The sequence below is a fragment of the Pantoea sp. M_10 genome (assembly GCF_008631515.1).
Lineage (GTDB): Bacteria > Pseudomonadota > Gammaproteobacteria > Enterobacterales > Enterobacteriaceae > Pantoea > Pantoea anthophila.
In genome coordinates, this window is record NZ_VWUL01000010.1 from 99,097 (window position 1) to 116,187 (window position 17,091).

General features: G+C 59.8%; 13 protein-coding genes. 5 read left to right on the plus strand and 8 right to left on the minus strand.

The features are described from left to right. Window positions 1-253 precede the first annotated feature (253 nt). The 3 genes from F3I47_RS20545 to F3I47_RS20555 form a co-directional block, all read right to left on the minus strand. Entirely contained in the window at window positions 254-1,387 is a 1,134-nt protein-coding gene (locus tag F3I47_RS20545; protein WP_009093156.1) for a glutathione-independent formaldehyde dehydrogenase, read from the minus strand. Between the two features lie 379 nt (window positions 1,388-1,766). Continuing rightward, a complete protein-coding gene (locus tag F3I47_RS20550; protein ID WP_150030299.1) occupies window positions 1,767-2,714 on the minus strand; it encodes a sulfonate ABC transporter substrate-binding protein in 948 nt (315 codons plus the stop codon). A gap of 94 nt (window positions 2,715-2,808) precedes the next feature. Next, window positions 2,809-4,698, minus strand: a complete 1,890-nt coding sequence (locus F3I47_RS20555; RefSeq protein WP_150030300.1) for a sigma-54-dependent Fis family transcriptional regulator — start codon at window positions 4,696-4,698, stop codon at window positions 2,809-2,811. 275 nt (window positions 4,699-4,973) lie between these two features. Here F3I47_RS20555 and ssuD point away from each other — a divergent pair, with 275 nt between their 5' ends. The 5 genes from ssuD (at window position 4,974) to F3I47_RS20580 (ending at window position 11,934) form a co-directional block, all read left to right on the plus strand. Next, window positions 4,974-6,146 carry an FMNH2-dependent alkanesulfonate monooxygenase gene (ssuD, locus tag F3I47_RS20560; RefSeq protein ID WP_058958145.1) on the plus strand — a complete coding sequence of 391 codons (1,173 nt, stop codon included), beginning with the start codon at window positions 4,974-4,976 and terminating at the stop codon, window positions 6,144-6,146. A gap of 19 nt (window positions 6,147-6,165) precedes the next feature. Then, window positions 6,166-7,578, plus strand: coding sequence for an FAD/NAD(P)-binding protein (locus F3I47_RS20565; RefSeq protein WP_150030301.1), 1,413 nt, complete (start codon window positions 6,166-6,168; stop codon window positions 7,576-7,578). A 69-nt stretch (window positions 7,579-7,647) separates the two neighbouring features. Then, a complete protein-coding gene (locus tag F3I47_RS20570; RefSeq protein ID WP_150030302.1) occupies window positions 7,648-9,054 on the plus strand; it encodes an LLM class flavin-dependent oxidoreductase in 1,407 nt (468 codons plus the stop codon). Window positions 9,055-9,263: 209 nt separating this feature from the next. Then, window positions 9,264-10,724: an MFS transporter gene (locus tag F3I47_RS20575; RefSeq protein ID WP_150030303.1), complete on the plus strand. Its 1,461-nt coding sequence runs from the start codon at window positions 9,264-9,266 to the stop codon at window positions 10,722-10,724. After that, window positions 10,717-11,934 (plus strand): monooxygenase, encoded by a 1,218-nt coding sequence (locus F3I47_RS20580; protein ID WP_150030304.1) that lies wholly within the window; start codon window positions 10,717-10,719, stop codon window positions 11,932-11,934. Before F3I47_RS20575 ends, F3I47_RS20580 begins: the two co-directional genes overlap by 8 nt. Window positions 11,935-11,969: 35 nt before the next feature. On the opposite strand, the gene F3I47_RS20585 is transcribed toward F3I47_RS20580, so the two are convergent. The 5 genes from F3I47_RS20585 to F3I47_RS20605 are packed head-to-tail and all read right to left on the minus strand — an operon-like array spanning window position 11,970 to window position 17,086. Beyond that, on the minus strand, window positions 11,970-12,620 hold the full coding sequence (locus F3I47_RS20585) for a methionine ABC transporter permease (RefSeq protein WP_009093148.1): 651 nt from the start codon (window positions 12,618-12,620) through the stop codon (window positions 11,970-11,972). After that, window positions 12,604-13,707, minus strand: coding sequence for a methionine ABC transporter ATP-binding protein (locus F3I47_RS20590; RefSeq protein ID WP_150030305.1), 1,104 nt, complete (start codon window positions 13,705-13,707; stop codon window positions 12,604-12,606). Before F3I47_RS20590 ends, F3I47_RS20585 begins: the two co-directional genes overlap by 17 nt. Window positions 13,708-13,709: 2 nt before the next feature. Further along, entirely contained in the window at window positions 13,710-14,516 is an 807-nt protein-coding gene (locus tag F3I47_RS20595; RefSeq protein WP_150030306.1) for a MetQ/NlpA family ABC transporter substrate-binding protein, read from the minus strand. 24 nt (window positions 14,517-14,540) lie between these two features. Next, the gene (locus F3I47_RS20600; protein WP_150030307.1) at window positions 14,541-15,899 is read right to left on the minus strand and encodes an LLM class flavin-dependent oxidoreductase; all 1,359 of its coding nucleotides are present in this window, start codon (window positions 15,897-15,899) and stop codon (window positions 14,541-14,543) included. After that, window positions 15,896-17,086, minus strand: coding sequence for an SfnB family sulfur acquisition oxidoreductase (locus F3I47_RS20605; RefSeq protein ID WP_150030308.1), 1,191 nt, complete (start codon window positions 17,084-17,086; stop codon window positions 15,896-15,898). Before F3I47_RS20605 ends, F3I47_RS20600 begins: the two co-directional genes overlap by 4 nt. Window positions 17,087-17,091: the final 5 nt, after the last annotated feature.

Here is a 17,091-nt window from a genome sequence, read left to right on the forward strand (position 1 = left end):
TTTGGCCTGACATCTCTTAGGCTAACGGGCTGGAGACTACTGTCCATAAATTACAATGCGTATAATGTAATTTATGTTAAATTAGGGGCCGGTGATCGCTATGGATCTCTGATCTCATTGCCTGCCGTGCTGTTTTCCTCTTCTCTCATATCCCAGGATATAATTGCACTAAACATCCCCAGCCACAGACAGGCAGTTTGCGTTCTCCCTCTTCCCACCGCCTGAATGTGTCTTATCTCTTCTGAACGACCTGTCAGGGTTTCAGAATGACTTTCGTCCAGCCATTATCACGATCATCAAAATGCTTATAGCCTTCGGCTGCGTCTGCCAGCGCGAGTCGGTGCGAAATGATCTGCGCCGGATTGGCTCTGCCCTGATGGATAAGCCTGGCGAGCTGGCGGTTGTACGCTTTGACATTACACTGGCCGGTCTTGATCGACTGCCCCTTGAACCAGAAATTACCAAAATCGAAAGGCACTTTACCCTCTTTGGCCAGATCGGTCGCGCCGCCGGGGTCCTGCGGAACAAAAACGCCTACTGCACCGATGCCGCCTGTGGCCTTGGTTGAGGCGACCAGGCTGTTCAGCGTGGCAGAGTTATCCTCGTGGCCATGTTTATTGCAGCACTGATAGCCCACGCACTCGCAGCCGCAATCCGTGCCGCGCCCGTCGGTTAACTCGAGAATTTTATTGACGGCCTCATCGCCCACCCCGTTGATGGCCACTGCGCCCATCTGTTCGGCCAGCGCCAGTCTGTCCGGATGGGTATCCACCACAAACACCTGCGAGGCGCCCTTGATCAGGGCCGAGTGTGCAGCCATCAGGCCGACCGGTCCGGCACCGTAAATGGCAACACTCTCTCCGGGGCGCAAGCCTGCCAGTTCAGTGGCATGCCAGCCGGTGGGGAAGATGTCGGACAGTAAAACGTAGTCTTCCTCTTTTTCTACTGCATCAGGCGGCAGTACCAGGCAGTTAAAGTCAGCATAGGGAACGCGCAGTAATTCCGCCTGTCCGCCATCCCATTCGCCCATTTCAGCAAAGCCATAGGCGGCACCGGCCGTACCCGGGTTTGCTGTCAGACAGTAACCGGTTAACCCTTTCTCGCAATTTTCACAGAATCCACAGCCAACATTAAAAGGCAGGCAGACATAATCGCCGACTTTGACCCGCTCAACCGCGCCGCCGATTTCAATGACCTGGCCCAGGTTTTCATGGCCAAAGATGCGACCCTGTTCGAAGCTGGTGCGCCCTTCGTACATATGCAGGTCGGAACCGCAGATATTGGTGGTGGTAATACGGACAATGACATCGGTAGGACGAACGATTCTGGGATCCGGCACCTCTTTGACTGAAACGTCAAAAGGTCCGTTATAGACAACTGCTTTCATGGTGTTCTCCTCACGTGCATGATCAGTTATGAAGGCTGCGGCTGCGTGAATGTTTACGGTCGCCACCCTCTTCGTGATGCTGCTTTTTCAATCAAATGACGTGATTGAATGTCTAAGTGTAGAACAGCGCATGACGCATTCTGAGGATATTAATATTATGTAACCCTATGAAATGTAAGCACCGCTTCGCTAAAACCCTCCTGTTTCTCGCCTTATCAACGTCTTTGCATCCTGCTGCCGTTTGCCTTACGGCAGGTTAATTTTTGCTCTGGAGCCGGTGGCGGATAATATCCTGACCGTCATAAACAGGCTCCGGACGCGTGCCGGTTTCCCCTCTGGCGTCAGGCGGAAGCCCTCCGAACCTCCGCCCGGCTCTCCCCTACTTTTTATCCTGCGACCAGGTGGCGCTGCGGATATCGACCTTCACCGGCAGCAGACCAATCCGGGTAAAGGTATCCGCCAGCGCCTGCTGCTGGGTGAAGACCTCTGGCGTCATCCGCTCTGCGCCAAACGGCATTCTCGCCAGCGCGCGCTGCCAGACAGGCTGGGGCAGCCCGGTTGAGGTGGACATGATTCTGGCTGCCTCTTCCTGATGCTGATTGGCCCAGCTGCTGAGCGTGCCGAGTTCATCCACGACCCTGCTGGCGATCTGCGGGTACCCTTCCGCAAACTTACGACTGGCGAGGTAGAAGGTGTAATGGGGCACCAGTCCTTCTGCATTTTTGATCAGCCGCGCGTGAGCATTGGTTTCCACTTCTGCATAGTAAGGATCCCAGATGACCCAGGCATCCACCGCGCCGCGCTGGAAAGCGGCACGCGCATCGGCAGGAGGCAGATAAACCGGCGTAATGTCTTTGTAGCTCAGCCCCGCCTGCTCCAGCGCGGTGACCAGCAGATAGTTCACGTCAGAGCCTTTGTTCAGCGCGACGCGCTTCCCCTTCAGATCCGCAACGCTTTTGATCGGCGAGTCGGCCGGAACCACAATCGCCTCGGTTTTCGGGTTGGCGGGCGAATGTGCCAGATAGACCAGATCGGCCTGGGCGGCCTGCGCAAAGGTGGGCGGCGCGTCGCCGGTCGCCGCGAGGTCGATGCTGCCGATGTTCAGCCCCTCGAGCATCTGCGGCCCGGCCGGAAACTCAATCCAGTGAACCGCGATCCCCTGCTTTTTAAATTCCTGATCCAGCGTGCCGCGATATTTCAGCAGCGCGAAGATATTGGCCTTCTGGAAACCGATATTGATCGTTTCGGGCTTCTCTGCTGCCTGGGTGCTGAATGCTAAGCCCGCCTGAGCGGCAATAATGAGTGCGCTGAGTAATACTTTTTTCATTTCTCATTCCTGAGTCTGTTGTAGTCAGCGCAACATATCAAACGCGGGTGGCCGCGCTTAGCGAGGAAAAGTTCGATGCTTAGCTGAAAAAACGCTATGGATGCCAGACGGACTCGCGAACCCGGATAGCGCGACTAAACAGCCCCAGCGCATAGAAGCGGTCTGCGATGGTCTGCTGTTCGCGGATGATGGCTAAATTCATGCGCTGGGTCTGATGACTGCACCGGGCCAGGGCATGCATCAGAGAGGAGGTGGAGATGCCGAGTTCGGTGGAGAGCAGCCCGGCCGCTTCCGCGCGGTGTGCATCAATGTAACGTCCCGTCTGCTCCAGCGCGCCAAGCAGAACCTGCAGCAGATCGCCCGAATGGGCGGCAAATCCGCGTTCGGCGAGATAGAACTGATGGTTGTTGACCCGCCCGGTGCCGTCAGCAATCACCCTGAACTGTCCGCTGTTCTCGGCATCGCTGAGCAGGGGATCCCACATCATCCAGGCATCCACCGCATTGAGATCGCTGGGCGTTAAGGGATATCGGGGCGGCGCGTAGACGATACGCACATCATCCAGGGCTAACCCCGCCTCATCCAGAATCTGCAGCAGCAGATAGTGAACGTTGGAGCCGCGGTTGACGGCGATACGCTTCCCTCTGAGATCGCTTATCTGCTGAATCGGGCTGCTGTCCGGCACCAGCAGCGCGACACTCTGCGGCGCCGCTGGCTCCCAGGCGACATACATCATCGGGCTGTTGCTGGCCTGGGCAAACAGCGGCGGCACTTCGCCGGTGGTACCGAAATCGATCTCCTTATTACTCAGCGCATGCAGAAGCTGCGGACCCGCCGGAAACTCGCTCCATAATACGCTGACGCCACGATCCGCCAGCTGCTGTTCCAGCGACTGACGCGCTTTCAGAATGCCGAGGTTGCCGAACTTCTGATAACCGATGCGCAGTTCCCGCTCATGCTCCGGAGCCTGGCAGGAAGGGGTCTGGCGCTGACGCAGGGCGGTGCGGCGCGGTTTAATCACGCCGAGGTGTCCCAGCTGGGTGCGCAGCGTATGACGGCTGATACCGAGCAGAGCGGCGGCCTGAAGCTGATTGCCCTGGGTCAGTTCCAGCGCATTTTTCACCAGCGCGGCAATCACGCGGGGATAGAGTGGCGTTTCGCTCTGCTGCATCTGCTGGCGCAGAAACTGATCCAGTGCCTCTTCGCCAGGCGGCAGATCGTTTTCCGCCAGCGGACTCAGCCGCAGCTGCTGCGGCGTCACCACGGAGCTTTTGCTGAGCAGCACGGCGTTATGCAGCGTGTTCTCCAGTTCGCGGATGTTGCCCGGCCAGCTGTAGGCCATCAGCGTCGCCAGCGCATCCTCGCTGAGGCGGAGCTGAGGACGGCCCAGACGACGCGCATAGAGCTGCAGAAAGTGCGTGGCCAGCACCGGGATATCCTCGCTGCGCTGGCGCAGCGGAGGCAGCGTCACGCTGGCCACATTCAGCCGGTAGTAAAGATCTTCCCGGAATCGCCGTTCACGAATCGCTGCGGCCAGATCACGGTTCGTCGCCGCAATCACACGCACATTGACCTTTACCGCCCGTGACGATCCGACGCGGGTGATCTCACGCTCCTGCAGCACGCGCAGCAGCTTTATCTGTAGCGACAGACTCAGTTCGCCGACTTCATCCAGCAGCAGCGTGCCGCCTTCTGCCGCTTCAAACCAGCCCCGATGCCGCTCCTGTGCGCCGGTAAACGCCCCTTTCTCATGCCCGAACAGTTCTGACTCCGCCAGACTTTCGGTCAGCGCGCCGCAGTTAACCGCCAGGAACGGCTGCCGGCTGCGCGCGCTGTGATGATGCAGATAACGCGCCATCACCTCTTTACCGGTGCCGGTTTCGCCAATAATCAGTACGGTCGCATCGGTGGGGGCGAGCTGATCCAGCACGCTTTTAAACGCGCGCGATGCGGGGTCAATCAACTCAGGGCTGGAAATCTGCATCTCGTTTTACCGGGTTACCAGAAGAGTGATGACCATACCGCGCGTCCGCCGCATAAACGAGAGGCCGGAGGCGCCGGATTGTTGCCGACGCGACAGCCTGCCACCCTTACTGTTGCAAATGCAGCAGTACCAGTCTAAATGGTAAATGCCTATCTGACTGAATTAACGGGATAAAAATAGCAGCTTACTCTGGCACGCTATCTGCTAATGGCTATATAACCAAAGGGATTATCCCTATGTATTAAATTCAAATATCGTTATAAAGGAATCTGCTAATGAGCCACGCGACACAGGAAAACCTGAATCTCTTCTGGTTTCTGCCCACCCATGGTGACGGGCGCTATCTGGGAACAACCGAAGGAGGCCGGGCGGTCGATTTACCCTATTTACAGCAGGTGGCGCTGGCAGCAGACAATCTGGGCTACTACGGTGTGTTAATCCCGACCGGCAAGAGCTGCGAAGATTCATGGCTGGTCGCCTCGGCGCTGGCCCCGATCACCAAAAAACTGCGCTATCTGGTGGCTGTACGCCCCGGCCTGCAACCGCCGAGCCTGGCGGCACGCATGGCAGCGACGCTGGATCGCCTCTCGGGCGGGCGTCTGCTGATTAACGTGGTCACCGGCGGCGACCCGGTGGAGAACAAGGGTGATGGCATCTTCCTCAGTCACGCCGAGCGCTATCAGGTGACCAGGGAGTTTCTCGACGTCTACTCCCGCCTGCTGAAAGGCGAGAAGGTCGACTTCGCAGGAGAGCACATTCGCGTAGAAGGCGCGGAGATCCTCTTTCCCCCGGTGCAGGAGAACGGCCCGCCGCTCTATTTTGGCGGTTCCTCGGAGGCGGCTATCGACGTTGCCGCCAGCCAGATCGATACCTATCTGACCTGGGGAGAACCGGTCGAACAGGTGGCAGAGAAGCTGGCGGTAGTGCGTCAGCGGGCGCAGGAACAGGGCCGCACGCTCTCCTATGGCATCCGGTTACATGTCATTGTTAGGGAAACGGAAGAGGAGGCCTGGGCCGCCGCCGATCGGCTGATCTCGCATCTGGATGACGAGACGATCGCCGCAGCGCAGAAGATTTTCGCCCGGATGGACTCAGCCGGTCAGGCGCGGATGAGTGCGCTGCATCAGGGGTCGCGGGAGAGTCTGCGCATCGGGCCTAATCTCTGGGCGGGCGTGGGACTGGTGCGCGGCGGCGCAGGCACCGCGCTGGTGGGCAATCCGCAGCAGGTTGCCGATCGTATTCGTGAATATCAGGCGCTGGGGATTGAGAACTTTATCTTCTCCGGCTATCCGCACCTTGAAGAGGCGCACCGCTTTGCCGATCTGGTAATGCCGCTGTTACCGCTGGCGGCAAATGCTGAAAAGAAACAGCGCAGCGTGAATACCGGGCCCTTTGGCGAAACCATTGGCGGCGACCGTCGCCCGGAAAAGCACTCCAGCGCCAGTTAACAAAAGAAAAGGCTCGTTTATGTCACAACAGCAGATTGTCATCATTGGCGGTGGATTCACCGGCACCGCACTGGCGATCCATCTCGCCCGGCTGGGCGAGGCGGGGTTGAGCGTCACCGTGATCGAACCGCGGGCGCAGCTGGCGCAGGGCGTGGCGTATGGCACGCCCGATCCGGCGCATCGTATCAATGTGCCGGCTGCCAGAATGCAGCTGGCCGGGGATGAAGCCGGCGCGTTTGACCGTGACTACCGCGCCTCGCCGCACTTCCGCGACGATCCGGACGCGCTGTGGCATGACGGCAATGTTTACCCGCAGCGCGGTGAGTTTGGCCGCTGGGTCAACGCGCAGTTTATTTATCAGCAGCAGCACTCGCCCGTGACGCTTCGCCATTTACGGGACAGCGCGGTTTCCCTGCAGGATGGCATCGTCACTACGGCTTCAGGTCAGCGCATCCGGGCCGATCAGGTGGTGCTGGCGATCAGTCATCCGCCGCCTGAACTGCCTGCGCTGCTTGAACCGCTGCAGGCGCACCCCGCCGTCATCGCTAATCCCTGGCAGGGTGATGCGCTGGCCCGGATTGCGCCAGACGAGCGGGTGGCGATCATCGGCTCAGGGCTGACCATGTCTGATGTCGTCGCCTCGCTGCACCGCCAGCGGCATCGCGGCGGGATAACCGGTTTCTCGCGTCGCGGGCTGGTGCCGCGCGCCAACCTGAGCGGCAGCGAAGAAGAGTACACGCTGGATTACCGCCTGCCGCAGCCCGCCAGCGCGCGAGGCTGGTTACATCGGGTGCGTCAGGAGGTTAAACAGGCTGCGGCGCTGAATCTCCCCTGGCAGCTCGTGCTGGATGATATTCGCCGCAACGGGCAGCGTATCTGGCAGAGCCTGCCGCTGCATGAACAGCAACGCTTTCTGCAGCATCTTCGTCCCTGGTGGGACGTTCACCGCTACCGCATCGCCCCACAGGTCAGCCAGGTGCTGACTCAGCTGCAGGCCAGCGGGCAGCTTTCGCTGCGGGCGGCGCGTCTGATCGCCGCCGAACCGGCGGGAGATGCGCTCCGGCTGACGCTACGGCTGCGGGGCGCGCATCAGGAGAGCCGGGTAGTGGATCGTGTCATTGTGACGACCGGCCCGGCGCATAACGCGCTGCTCAACAGCAATGCCCTGCTGCGCCAGCTACACCGCGACGGCGTGATTCAGCCCGATGCACTGTCGCTGGGCATCAGCGTCAATGCACTGTCGCAGACGCTGGATGCCAGGGGCGAACCCAATCCGCATCTCTCTGTGGCCGGGCCTGCCGCACGCGGACGTTTTGGCGAGCTGATGGGACTGCCACAGGTGGCAGAGCATGCGGAATCGGTGGCGCACAGGCTGCTGAGCATCACGCCCTCCTCCCTCAGTGAGCGATGTCCCGGCTCCCTGACGCACTGATTCAGCCCTGAAAAAACCTCAATCTATACGCGGGCGGCAGGCGATTGCCGCATCCGCTCAGGAGTCGCTATGTCATCGCAACGTGAAATTCGCCTTAATGCTTTCGATATGAACTGTGTCGGTCATCAATCACCCGGCCTGTGGGCGCATCCCCGCGACCGCTCCTGGCAGTATAAAGATCTGGAATACTGGACCGACCTGGCGCGCCTGCTGGAGCGCGGTAAGTTTGACGGGCTGTTTATTGCGGACGTGCTGGGCGTCTATGATGTGCTCAACGGCAATAACCAGGCGGCCATTCGCCAGGCCACCCAGGTGCCGGTCAACGATCCGCTGGCATTAATCACGCCGATGGCACTGGTGACGGAGCATCTGGGGTTTGGCCTCACCGCCTCGCTCTCGTTTGAACACCCCTACCCGTTTGCACGGCGCATTTCCACGCTCGATCACCTGACCAAAGGCCGCATTGGCTGGAACATTGTGACCTCCTATCTGGAGAGCGGCGCGCGCAATATCGGCCAGCAGACGCAGACCGATCATGACGCGCGCTATGACTATGCCGATGAATATCTTCAGGTGATCTACAAACTGCTTGAGGGAAGCTGGGAAGATGACGCGGTCGTGCGCGATCGCGAACGCCATATTTTCAGCGACCCCGATAAAATTCATCCGATTAACCACCAGGGCACCTTCTTTCAGGTGCCGGGCATTCATCTCTGCGAACCGTCACCGCAGCGCACGCCGGTACTTTACCAGGCGGGAGCGTCCAGCCGCGGTAAGGCGTTTGCGGCGGAACATGCCGAGTGCGTGTTCGTGGCGGCGCCCTCGAAAGTGCTGCTGAAAAAAACCGTGGCGGATATTCGCCAGCGAGCCGCCGCGGCGGGACGCGATCCACGCGACATACTGATCTTCAATCTGCAGACGGTGATTGTGGGTGAAACTGACCTGGCAGCGCAGGCCAGATGGCAGGAGTACAAACGCTATGTCAGTTACGAAGGCGCGCTGGCGCTGATCTCCGGCTGGACCGGTATCGATTTTGGCCAGTATCAGCCGGATCAGGTGCTGAAGCATCTGCATACCAATGCGATTCAGTCGGCGGTAGAGACCTTCTCCACCGCCGATCCGAACCGCCAGTGGACGGTCCAGGGCCTGGCAGACTGGGTTGGGATCGGGGGATTCGGGCCACTGCTGGTGGGCAGTGCTGAAACCGTGGCGGATGAGCTGCAGAGCTGGGTGGAGGAAACCGATGTGGATGGTTTCAACCTCGCCTACGCCGTAACGCATGAAACCTTTACCGACGTGGTGGAGCTGCTGGTGCCGGAGCTGCAAAAACGGGGTGTCTATAAGCAGGATTATCAGCCGGGAACGCTGCGTGAAAAGCTGTTCGGACAGGGGGCACGGCTGGCATTGCCGCATCCGGGGGCTGGCTATCGCCGGCGTTCTGATTCAGCGCAGCGGACGCTCAACCTGGCGGTTTAGCATCAGGCTGTACGCACAGCCGTCTGACACCGGATTTACCTGAACGCTGCCGGATGAAATAACCCCTTCATCCGGCCTTTCGCATGCCAGTAAAATCGCATTAACTTATTGAATTTATTATAATCGTTATCCATATTTGTTGGTTGTTTACTGCCCCGGGAATACCTATAAAAGCCTCGTTACCTGCTGAATACAATAACGAGGATACGATGAGTACACTGAATATTGACGACACCCTGACCATCCCGCCGCCCCACTCCACGCCGGTGCGTTCGGTGAGCGACGTGGCCCGGCTTATCAACAGTAAAAGTGAGAAAAACAGCTACGCCCGCTGGATCGTGTTTCTGGCGCTGGGCGGGGTGTTTCTTGATGCCTACGACCTGACGACGCTCTCTTACGGCATTGATGATGTCGTCAGGGAGTTCAGCCTGACGCCGGTGCTCACCGGGCTGGTGACCTCCTCCATCATGATCGGCACTATCGTGGGCAATCTGATCGGCGGCTGGCTGACCGATAAATATGGCCGCTACTCCGTATTTATGGCGGATATGCTCTTCTTTGTCGTCTCGGCCATCGCTGCGGGTCTGGCACCCAACGTCTGGGTGCTGATTGGAGCGCGCTTTCTGATGGGGATCGGCGTGGGGATCGATCTGCCGGTGGCTATGGCTTATCTGGTGGAGTTTTCTAAATTCTCCGGCAAAGGCAATAAAGCGTCGCGCCTCGCGGCCTGGTGCCCGATGTGGTATGCCGCCTCATCCGCCTGTTTCTTCATTATTTTTGCGCTCTATTTTCTGCTGCCTGCTGAACACATCGACTGGTTGTGGCGCGCCTCGCTGCTGTTTGGTGCCGTACCGGCCCTGCTGATTATCGCGGTGCGCAGCAGATTCATGAACGAGTCTCCTCTCTGGGCGGCTAATCAGGGCGATCTGCGCGGTGCGGTGCGTATCCTGCGCGACTCTTACGGCATCGAGGCGCATGAAGTGCTGCCCGAAAGAGACGTTACCGTGAAGGCGGCGCCGAAAGTGAGTTTCCGGGTGCTGTTTCAGAAGCCTTATCTGGAGCGCACGCTGGTCAGTGGGGTGATGAACGTCTGTATCGCCTTTGAATACACCGCCATAGCCTTCTTCCTGCCGTCGATCCTTGCGCAGTTTCTGGGAGCGGGCGTCTTCGAAACCATCTCTGCCTCGCTGGGACTGAATGCGTTGTTTGCCTTTACCGGCGGCCTGCTGGGCATGCGGCTGGCGTGGAAATTTCCCTCCCGTCATGTGGCGATTGCCGGCTTTGCGCTGCAGTTTATCGCGCTGATCTCGCTGGCACTGATTGGTCATCCGCAGGCGACGACGGGGGTGGTGGTGGCGGTGCTGATGCTCGGTCTCTGGCTGTTTGCTGAAGGTTTCGGGCCGGGTGCGCAGTTGATGATCTATCCGGCACTCTCCTACCCGACGCATATCCGGGCCACCGGTGTCGGCTTCAGCCGCTCGCTTTCCGGCATTGGCAGTGCGCTGGCGCTGTTTATTCTGCCCATTCTGCAGGCGCGCTACGGCACCAATATGTTCTGGATTGTCTCTCTCGCCGCCCTTATCCCGATTATTTTCCTGTTGATCGTCCGGTTTGAACCGACCCGACAGGACATTGATGAACAACCCGCCACAGGAGACGATCATGTCTGAACTCAACCCGACTGAATTTGCCGCGCTGCGTGACCATTTCAGACCGCTTTTTGCCCGTATTGCCAGCGAGGCGGCGGCACGGGAAACCGGACGCACGCTGCTGCATGAGCCGATCCGCTGGCTGAAAGAGGCCCGGTTCGGCACACTGCGAATCCCGAAAGAGGACGGCGGCTTTGGTGTTTCGCTGCCCCAGCTCTTTTCGTTACTGACTGACCTGGCCGAGGCAGATTCGAACCTGCCACAGGCGCTGCGCGCGCACTTTGCCTTTATCGAGGATCGCCTGAACCAGCCTGACAGCGACGCACGCCGTCGCTGGTTCCGGCGTTTCGTCGACGGTGAGCTGGTGGGCAGCGGCTGGAGCGAGGTCGGCGCGGTGAAACTGGGGGAGGTGATCACGCAGGTTTCCCCCGCGCCGGCGGGATGGGTGATCAGCGGTGAAAAGTTTTACAGCACCGGAACCCTCTATGCCGACTGGATCGATGTCTATGCAAAGCGGACGGACAACGGCCGTGATGTGATTGCGCTGGTGAACACGCACCAGAACGGGGTGGAGCGCGATGACGACTGGGATGGTTTCGGGCAGCGGCTGACCGGCAGTGGCACCACCCGCTTTCATCAGGCCGGGGTTGAGCAGCCCCACGTTTATGATTTCAGCGAGCGCTTCCGCTATCAGACCGCTTTTTACCAGCATGTCCTGCTCGCAACGCTGGCGGGAATTGGCCGGGCGGTGGTGCGCGATGCGGCACAGGGGGTGGCGCAGCGTAAGCGGATTTACAGTCACGGCAACGCCCCTCAGGTGAGGCAGGATGTGCAGGTGTTGCAGGTGGTGGGACAGATCAGCAGCTGGGCCTGGGCCGCCGAAGCCGCCGTTGAGCGCGCGACCCACTCACTGCAGCGGGCGTTTGAATTACAGCTCAGCGGCGCGGATGATGCAGCGCTTCACGCGGTTAACGTGCTGGCAGAAGTGGAATCGGCTAAAGCGCAGACCGTAGCCACGGAGCTGGTGACGCGGGCCGCCACGGAGCTGTTTAATGCGCTTGGCGCGTCGGACACCCGCGTCAGCAAGGCGCTGGACCGCCACTGGCGTAACGCCCGCACGGTCTCATCACACAATCCGGTGATCTACAAAATCCGCAATGTGGGTGACTGGGAAGTGAACGGCAGCGATCCGACGTTCATCTGGCAGATAGGCAATGGCGAAGGCGCGTGAGATCGCTAAGGCCGGGAGTTCCCGGCCTTAACCGCTCAGCGATGATTCAGACGACGCGATAGCCGGTCTCCGCATAACTGAAGCAGCGTGACCAGTGCGACCAGCACCACGATGACCGTTACCATGACCTGCATGTCAAAGCGCTGGTAACCATAACGATAGGCCAGATCCCCTAATCCCCCGGCACCGATGGCACCCGCCATGGCTGAGGCGTTGATCATGGTGACCAGCGTAATGGTGAAACCACTGACAATGCCAGGGCGCGCCTCCGGCAGCAGCACATGCCAGATAATGTGCCAGCGATGAAAACCCATCGCCTGCGCCGCTTCGGTCAGGCCTTTATCCACTTCCCGCAGGCTGACCTCCGCAATGCGGGCAAAGAACGGGGTTGCCGCCAGGGTCAGCGGCACGACGGCCGCCCAGACGCCGTAGGTCGTCCCGACGATCCAGCGGGTAAAGGGGATTAACGCCACCATCAGAATCAGAAAGGGTATGGAGCGGAAGAGATTCACTATCCAGCCCAGCACACGATTGAGTGCCGGGCTGGGAAAGAGATCGCCCCGTCCGCTGACCACCAGAATCACCGCCATCGGCAACCCCAGCGCCAGAGCCAGCGCAGAGGAGACGCCAACCATCAGCAGGGTGTCCAGTAACGCGGTCCACAAACGATCAATAGCCTGTGACATAACCCACTACCTCCAGTCGATCGGCAATGTGCGCCAGTTGAGCGGTGACGGATTGCGCCTCATGCTGTGCATCCAGCAGCACCAGCAGCTGCCCCACCGGTTTCTGTTCCACCCACTCAATCGCGCTGTGGATCAGCGTGATTTCCCCCGGCACCCGCGCGCCCAGCGCGCCGATGTCGGGCCGGGCACCCTGTCCGGTGTAGCGCAAGCGCAGTAACAGCCGCGCATCCTGATGCAGCCGGTGATCACTCAGGCGGGCGGCAACGGATTCGGGCAGCGTCTGATGACCGGGATTGAGCAGCTGACGCGTGGTTTCCTGCTGCGGGTCGCTGTAGACCTGCCAGACCGGGCCGCGTTCGATGATTTCCCCCTGATCGATGACCGCCACGTTGTGGCAAAGGTCATGCACCACATCCATCTCGTGGGTGATCAGCACAATGGTGATATGACGCTGCTGATTAATCTTTTTCAGCAGCGCCAGAATCGCACGCGTGGTCTCGGGATCGAGTGCTGAGGTGGCTTCATCGCACAGCAGCAGTTCCGGGTCGTGCACCAGCGCACGGGCAATACCGACACGCTGCTTCTGCCCCCCGGAGAGCTGTGCAGGCCAGGCGTGTTGCCGCGCTTCCAGCCCGACCAGCGCCAGCAGTTCATCCACCTTTCGCGCCCGCGCCGCCGCCGGCACGCCGGCGACCCTGAGCGGCAGCTCAATATTCTGTCTGACGGTTTTGGCGGAGAGCAGATTGAAGTGCTGAAAGATCATGCCCGTGCTGCGCCGCCATTCGACCAGCTGCCGCGCGCCCAGCGCGCTGATGTCGGTGCCGTCGATGACGATGCGTCCACCGGTGGGATCTTCCAGGCGGTTCAGGCAGCGGATAAGCGTGGATTTACCTGCGCCGCTGCGGCCGATGATGCCGAAAATCTCACCGCGCTGGATCTCCAGATTAATGTGATGCAGCGCATCGGCCGTCTGACCGGGATAGCGTTTACTGACCGCTTCCAGCCTGACGTGAGCAGCAGCGTGGGTGCGGATTTCAGCGGCGGCATGGGGCAACGCCGTCGCGTCAGGAATGACCAGGCTGACCATCGTTACTGACTCCAGCCGGGCTGATAGAGTTTGCCGTAGAAGCTGTCGAGGCTGGCGCGTACCACTGGCGAATGCTGATAGATATCGACAAATTTTGCCAGGCGCGGATCGTCCTGGTGCCCCTCCCGAATCACAAACTGAATCACATATTCCGGATGTTCCAGCCCGTCGAACAGCAGCGCGTGATTCGGATCGATGGTTTTCGCCAGACGCAGATAGTGCGGATACCCCTGCGCCAGGTCGACCTCTTCCAGCGACCGTGAGAGCTGTACCGCTTCGACCTCAATGATTTTCAGCTTCTTAGGATTGCTGACGATATCATCGACCGTGGATTTCAGTCCGGCGCCCGGCTTGAGGGTAATCAGCCCCGCCTTCTGCAGCAGGAGTAATCCACGCGCGCCGTTGATTGGATCGTTGGCGATGGCGACGGTGCCCACTTCCGGCACCTGGTCAATGGCGCTGTGCTTTTTAGAGTAAAGCCCGATATTGTTGATGATAGCAGGCGCATAAGCGACCAGATGGAACCCTCCTGACTGATTAGCGTTCTCCAGAAAAGGCTTATGCTGGAACAGGTTAACGTCGATATCGCCATTCTCCACGCTGACGTTGGGCGCAGTCCAGTCGGTAAATTCAACCAGTTCAACCGCCAGCCCCTGCTTTTTCGCTTCCGCCACCGCCGTCTCCAGCGGCGGAGCAAAGGCCGCGGTCGTGCCCACTTTGAGCGGACCGGAATAGTCTGCAGCGGCGACGGCAGAGAGTGTCAGCAGCAAGCCGCCCAGCGTGGCGCGTAATCTGTTTGTAAGTGTCATGATGATTCCTTGAGGTTAAGCGGATCAGCGACGGCCGGTGGCATGACGCCACTGCGCCGCCGGGTGGCGATCGGGCAGGCGATCCTGCTGAAAGAGTTTGTTGCGCAGTGATCCGGGCTGATAAGCCGTTTTGTAGCGACCGCGCTGTTGTAATTCCGGCACGACTAACTCGATAAAATCACGGTAACTTTGCGGGTTAAGAATGCGGGTCAGGTTGAAGCCGTCGATATCTCCCTCATCCATCCACTGCAGCAGTGCCTCCGCAACCTGCGCGGGATTGCCGATAATCAGGGGATAACGACTGCCCATGGCGTGCTGCTCCAGCAGGCGACGGCGGGTCCAGCCGCTGTACGCCTGACTGACCGACTCTATTGCGCGAGTTTCACCGCTGATGATGGGCTCATCGGGACCGAAAGCTGCCAGATCGAGGCCAATCGAGCTGGAAAAATGGGCGATACCCGCTTCCGGGCTGGCATATTCGAGATAGCTGCGGTGCTTCTCCTGTGCTTCCCGCTCGGTCGGTGCCACAATCACACCGACTCCCATGAAAATACGCAGGTCATCTGCACGGCGGCCCGCTGCGGTCGCCGCTTCACGCAGTCGCTGCGTCTGCTGACGCATTGCCGCGGGTGTCGCAGCATTAACGAAGGTGCACTCGGCATGACGCGCCGCAAACTGAATACCCCGGGCAGAGGTACCGGCCTGGAACAGCAGCGGCGTGCGCTGAGGTGACGGACTGCTGAGGTGATACCCCTCAACCTGATAAAATTCCCCCTGATGCCTGATGGGATGAATTTTGCTGGCATCGGCATAAAGACGACGCTGGCGGTCGACGACGAGGGCATCATCCTGCCAGCTGCCTTCCCAGAGCTGATAGCTGACGTCGAGAAACTCATCCGCCTGAGCGTAACGCTGGTCATGCGCCAGCAGCTGTTTGTTACCCATCGCCCGTGCAGCACTGTCCAGGTAGCCGGTGACGATGTTCCAGCCAATCCGCCCCTGCGTAAGATGGTCGAGCGTTGAGAGACGACGGGCAAAGGGAAACGGTGCTTCATAGCTGAGGTTGGCGGTCACCGCAAAACCGAGATGCTGTGTGACGCCCGCCATGGCTGAAACCAGCATCAGCGGATCGTTGACCGGCAGCTGAATCGACTCGCTCGCCGTCAGCCCGATACCCTGCTGATAAACGTCATAGACGCCCAGGATGTCCGCGATAAACAGTCCGTCGAACAGCCCGCGCTCCAGCAGGCGTGCCAGATCGGTCCAGTAACTCAGGCTATTGAATTCGGTGGAGTGATCCTGAGGATGTGTCCACATGCCGTGATGAATGTGCCCGACACAATTCATGTTGAAGGCGTTGAGCAGAACCTGTTTCTGACTCATAGCGTGCCCCGGCGCGGTGGCAGTACGCCATTGAGCAGGAAGTTGCCTATCGCGGGATATTTCCAGCGCACCGGATCGTGCAGGGTGTGAGTCCGCGCATTACGCCAGTGGCGGTCGAGATGATATTCACGCAGGCTGGCTCGTGTGCCGCCGAGTTCAAATAGCAGGTTAGCGGCCTCCAGTGCTACCTCGGTGGTCCAGGCGCGTGCCTTCGCCACCTCAATCGAAGCCTGCGCCACCGTATCAGCATCAGGCTGTTGTTGCGCAACGTCGATGGCTGCACCCGCCTCCGCGATGAGCGCCTCGCCGGCCCGCAACCGTGCCGCCAGACGCCCGGTGCGATCGAGCGTTAAGGGGTCCTCACAGGCGCGGGTCACGCCGCTGTCTGGCCACGGCCGGGCACGCTGACGCAGAAAGTCGAGCATGTCATGAAACGCCGCCTGGGCAATGCCCTGATCGATCGCGGCATGCAGGATCTGTGCAAAAGGGCCCAGCGAGGTCGGCCGCTCAAATGCGGTCTGAAACGGCACCACATCGTCTGCCTCTACCCTGACGTTCTCAAACAGGACGCTGCCGCTGCCGGTGGTGCGCTGGCCGAAGCCACTCCAGTCATCAATAACCGTCACGCCTGCCTGATGTCGGGGCACAAATACCAGCTGCTCTTTCTCGTCTTCGTCGCGCGCCGCCGTGGGAATGCGATCGGCAAACAGCGCACCGGTGGCGTAAAATTTAGTGCCGTTAAGGACATTATCGCGGATCTGTGTGGTGCGCTGATGTGCCGCGCGGGAGGCAAATTCCGCCAGTGCATTTCCCAGATGGACGCCAGCCAGTACCTCGCCATAAAAGCGTTGCTTTTGTGATTCACTGCCGTTGAGGCGCAGGACTTCCAGTGCATAGAAGTGATTCTGCGGAACCTGCCCTATCGCCGCATCGGCCTCACTGAGCAGGGTGATAACAGAGGCGAGCGTGGCGGTTGAAACTGCAATGCCGCCATACGCCTTTGGTACGGTGATCGCCCCCAGGCCTGACTGAAACAGTCTCTGCAAGGGGGCATAGGGCAGTTCACGTTCGCGATCCCGCTCGGCGGCACCCGCACGGAACGCCTGCGCCAGTTGCGCGGCCACGTCCAGCGCCTGTTGCTCACTGCGGAGGCGGTCGGCGGGCTGTTTCGGCTGAACCTGACTCATTCTTT

Excerpts from the sequence above, each read along its gene's own strand:
- F3I47_RS20545 (WP_009093156.1), bottom strand. The coding sequence starts at position 1,387 with ATGAAAGCAGTTGTCTATAACGGACCTTTTGACGTTTCAGTCAAAGAG.
- F3I47_RS20550 (WP_150030299.1), bottom strand. The coding sequence starts at position 2,714 with ATGAAAAAAGTATTACTCAGCGCACTCATTATTGCCGCTCAGGCGGGC.
- F3I47_RS20555 (WP_150030300.1), bottom strand. The coding sequence starts at position 4,698 with ATGCAGATTTCCAGCCCTGAGTTGATTGACCCCGCATCGCGCGCGTTT.
- ssuD (WP_058958145.1), top strand. The coding sequence starts at position 4,974 with ATGAGCCACGCGACACAGGAAAACCTGAATCTCTTCTGGTTTCTGCCC.
- F3I47_RS20565 (WP_150030301.1), top strand. The coding sequence starts at position 6,166 with ATGTCACAACAGCAGATTGTCATCATTGGCGGTGGATTCACCGGCACC.
- F3I47_RS20570 (WP_150030302.1), top strand. The coding sequence starts at position 7,648 with ATGTCATCGCAACGTGAAATTCGCCTTAATGCTTTCGATATGAACTGT.
- F3I47_RS20575 (WP_150030303.1), top strand. The coding sequence starts at position 9,264 with ATGAGTACACTGAATATTGACGACACCCTGACCATCCCGCCGCCCCAC.
- F3I47_RS20580 (WP_150030304.1), top strand. The coding sequence starts at position 10,717 with ATGTCTGAACTCAACCCGACTGAATTTGCCGCGCTGCGTGACCATTTC.
- F3I47_RS20585 (WP_009093148.1), bottom strand. The coding sequence starts at position 12,620 with ATGTCACAGGCTATTGATCGTTTGTGGACCGCGTTACTGGACACCCTG.
- F3I47_RS20590 (WP_150030305.1), bottom strand. The coding sequence starts at position 13,707 with ATGGTCAGCCTGGTCATTCCTGACGCGACGGCGTTGCCCCATGCCGCC.
- F3I47_RS20595 (WP_150030306.1), bottom strand. The coding sequence starts at position 14,516 with ATGACACTTACAAACAGATTACGCGCCACGCTGGGCGGCTTGCTGCTG.
- F3I47_RS20600 (WP_150030307.1), bottom strand. The coding sequence starts at position 15,899 with ATGAGTCAGAAACAGGTTCTGCTCAACGCCTTCAACATGAATTGTGTC.
- F3I47_RS20605 (WP_150030308.1), bottom strand. The coding sequence starts at position 17,086 with ATGAGTCAGGTTCAGCCGAAACAGCCCGCCGACCGCCTCCGCAGTGAG.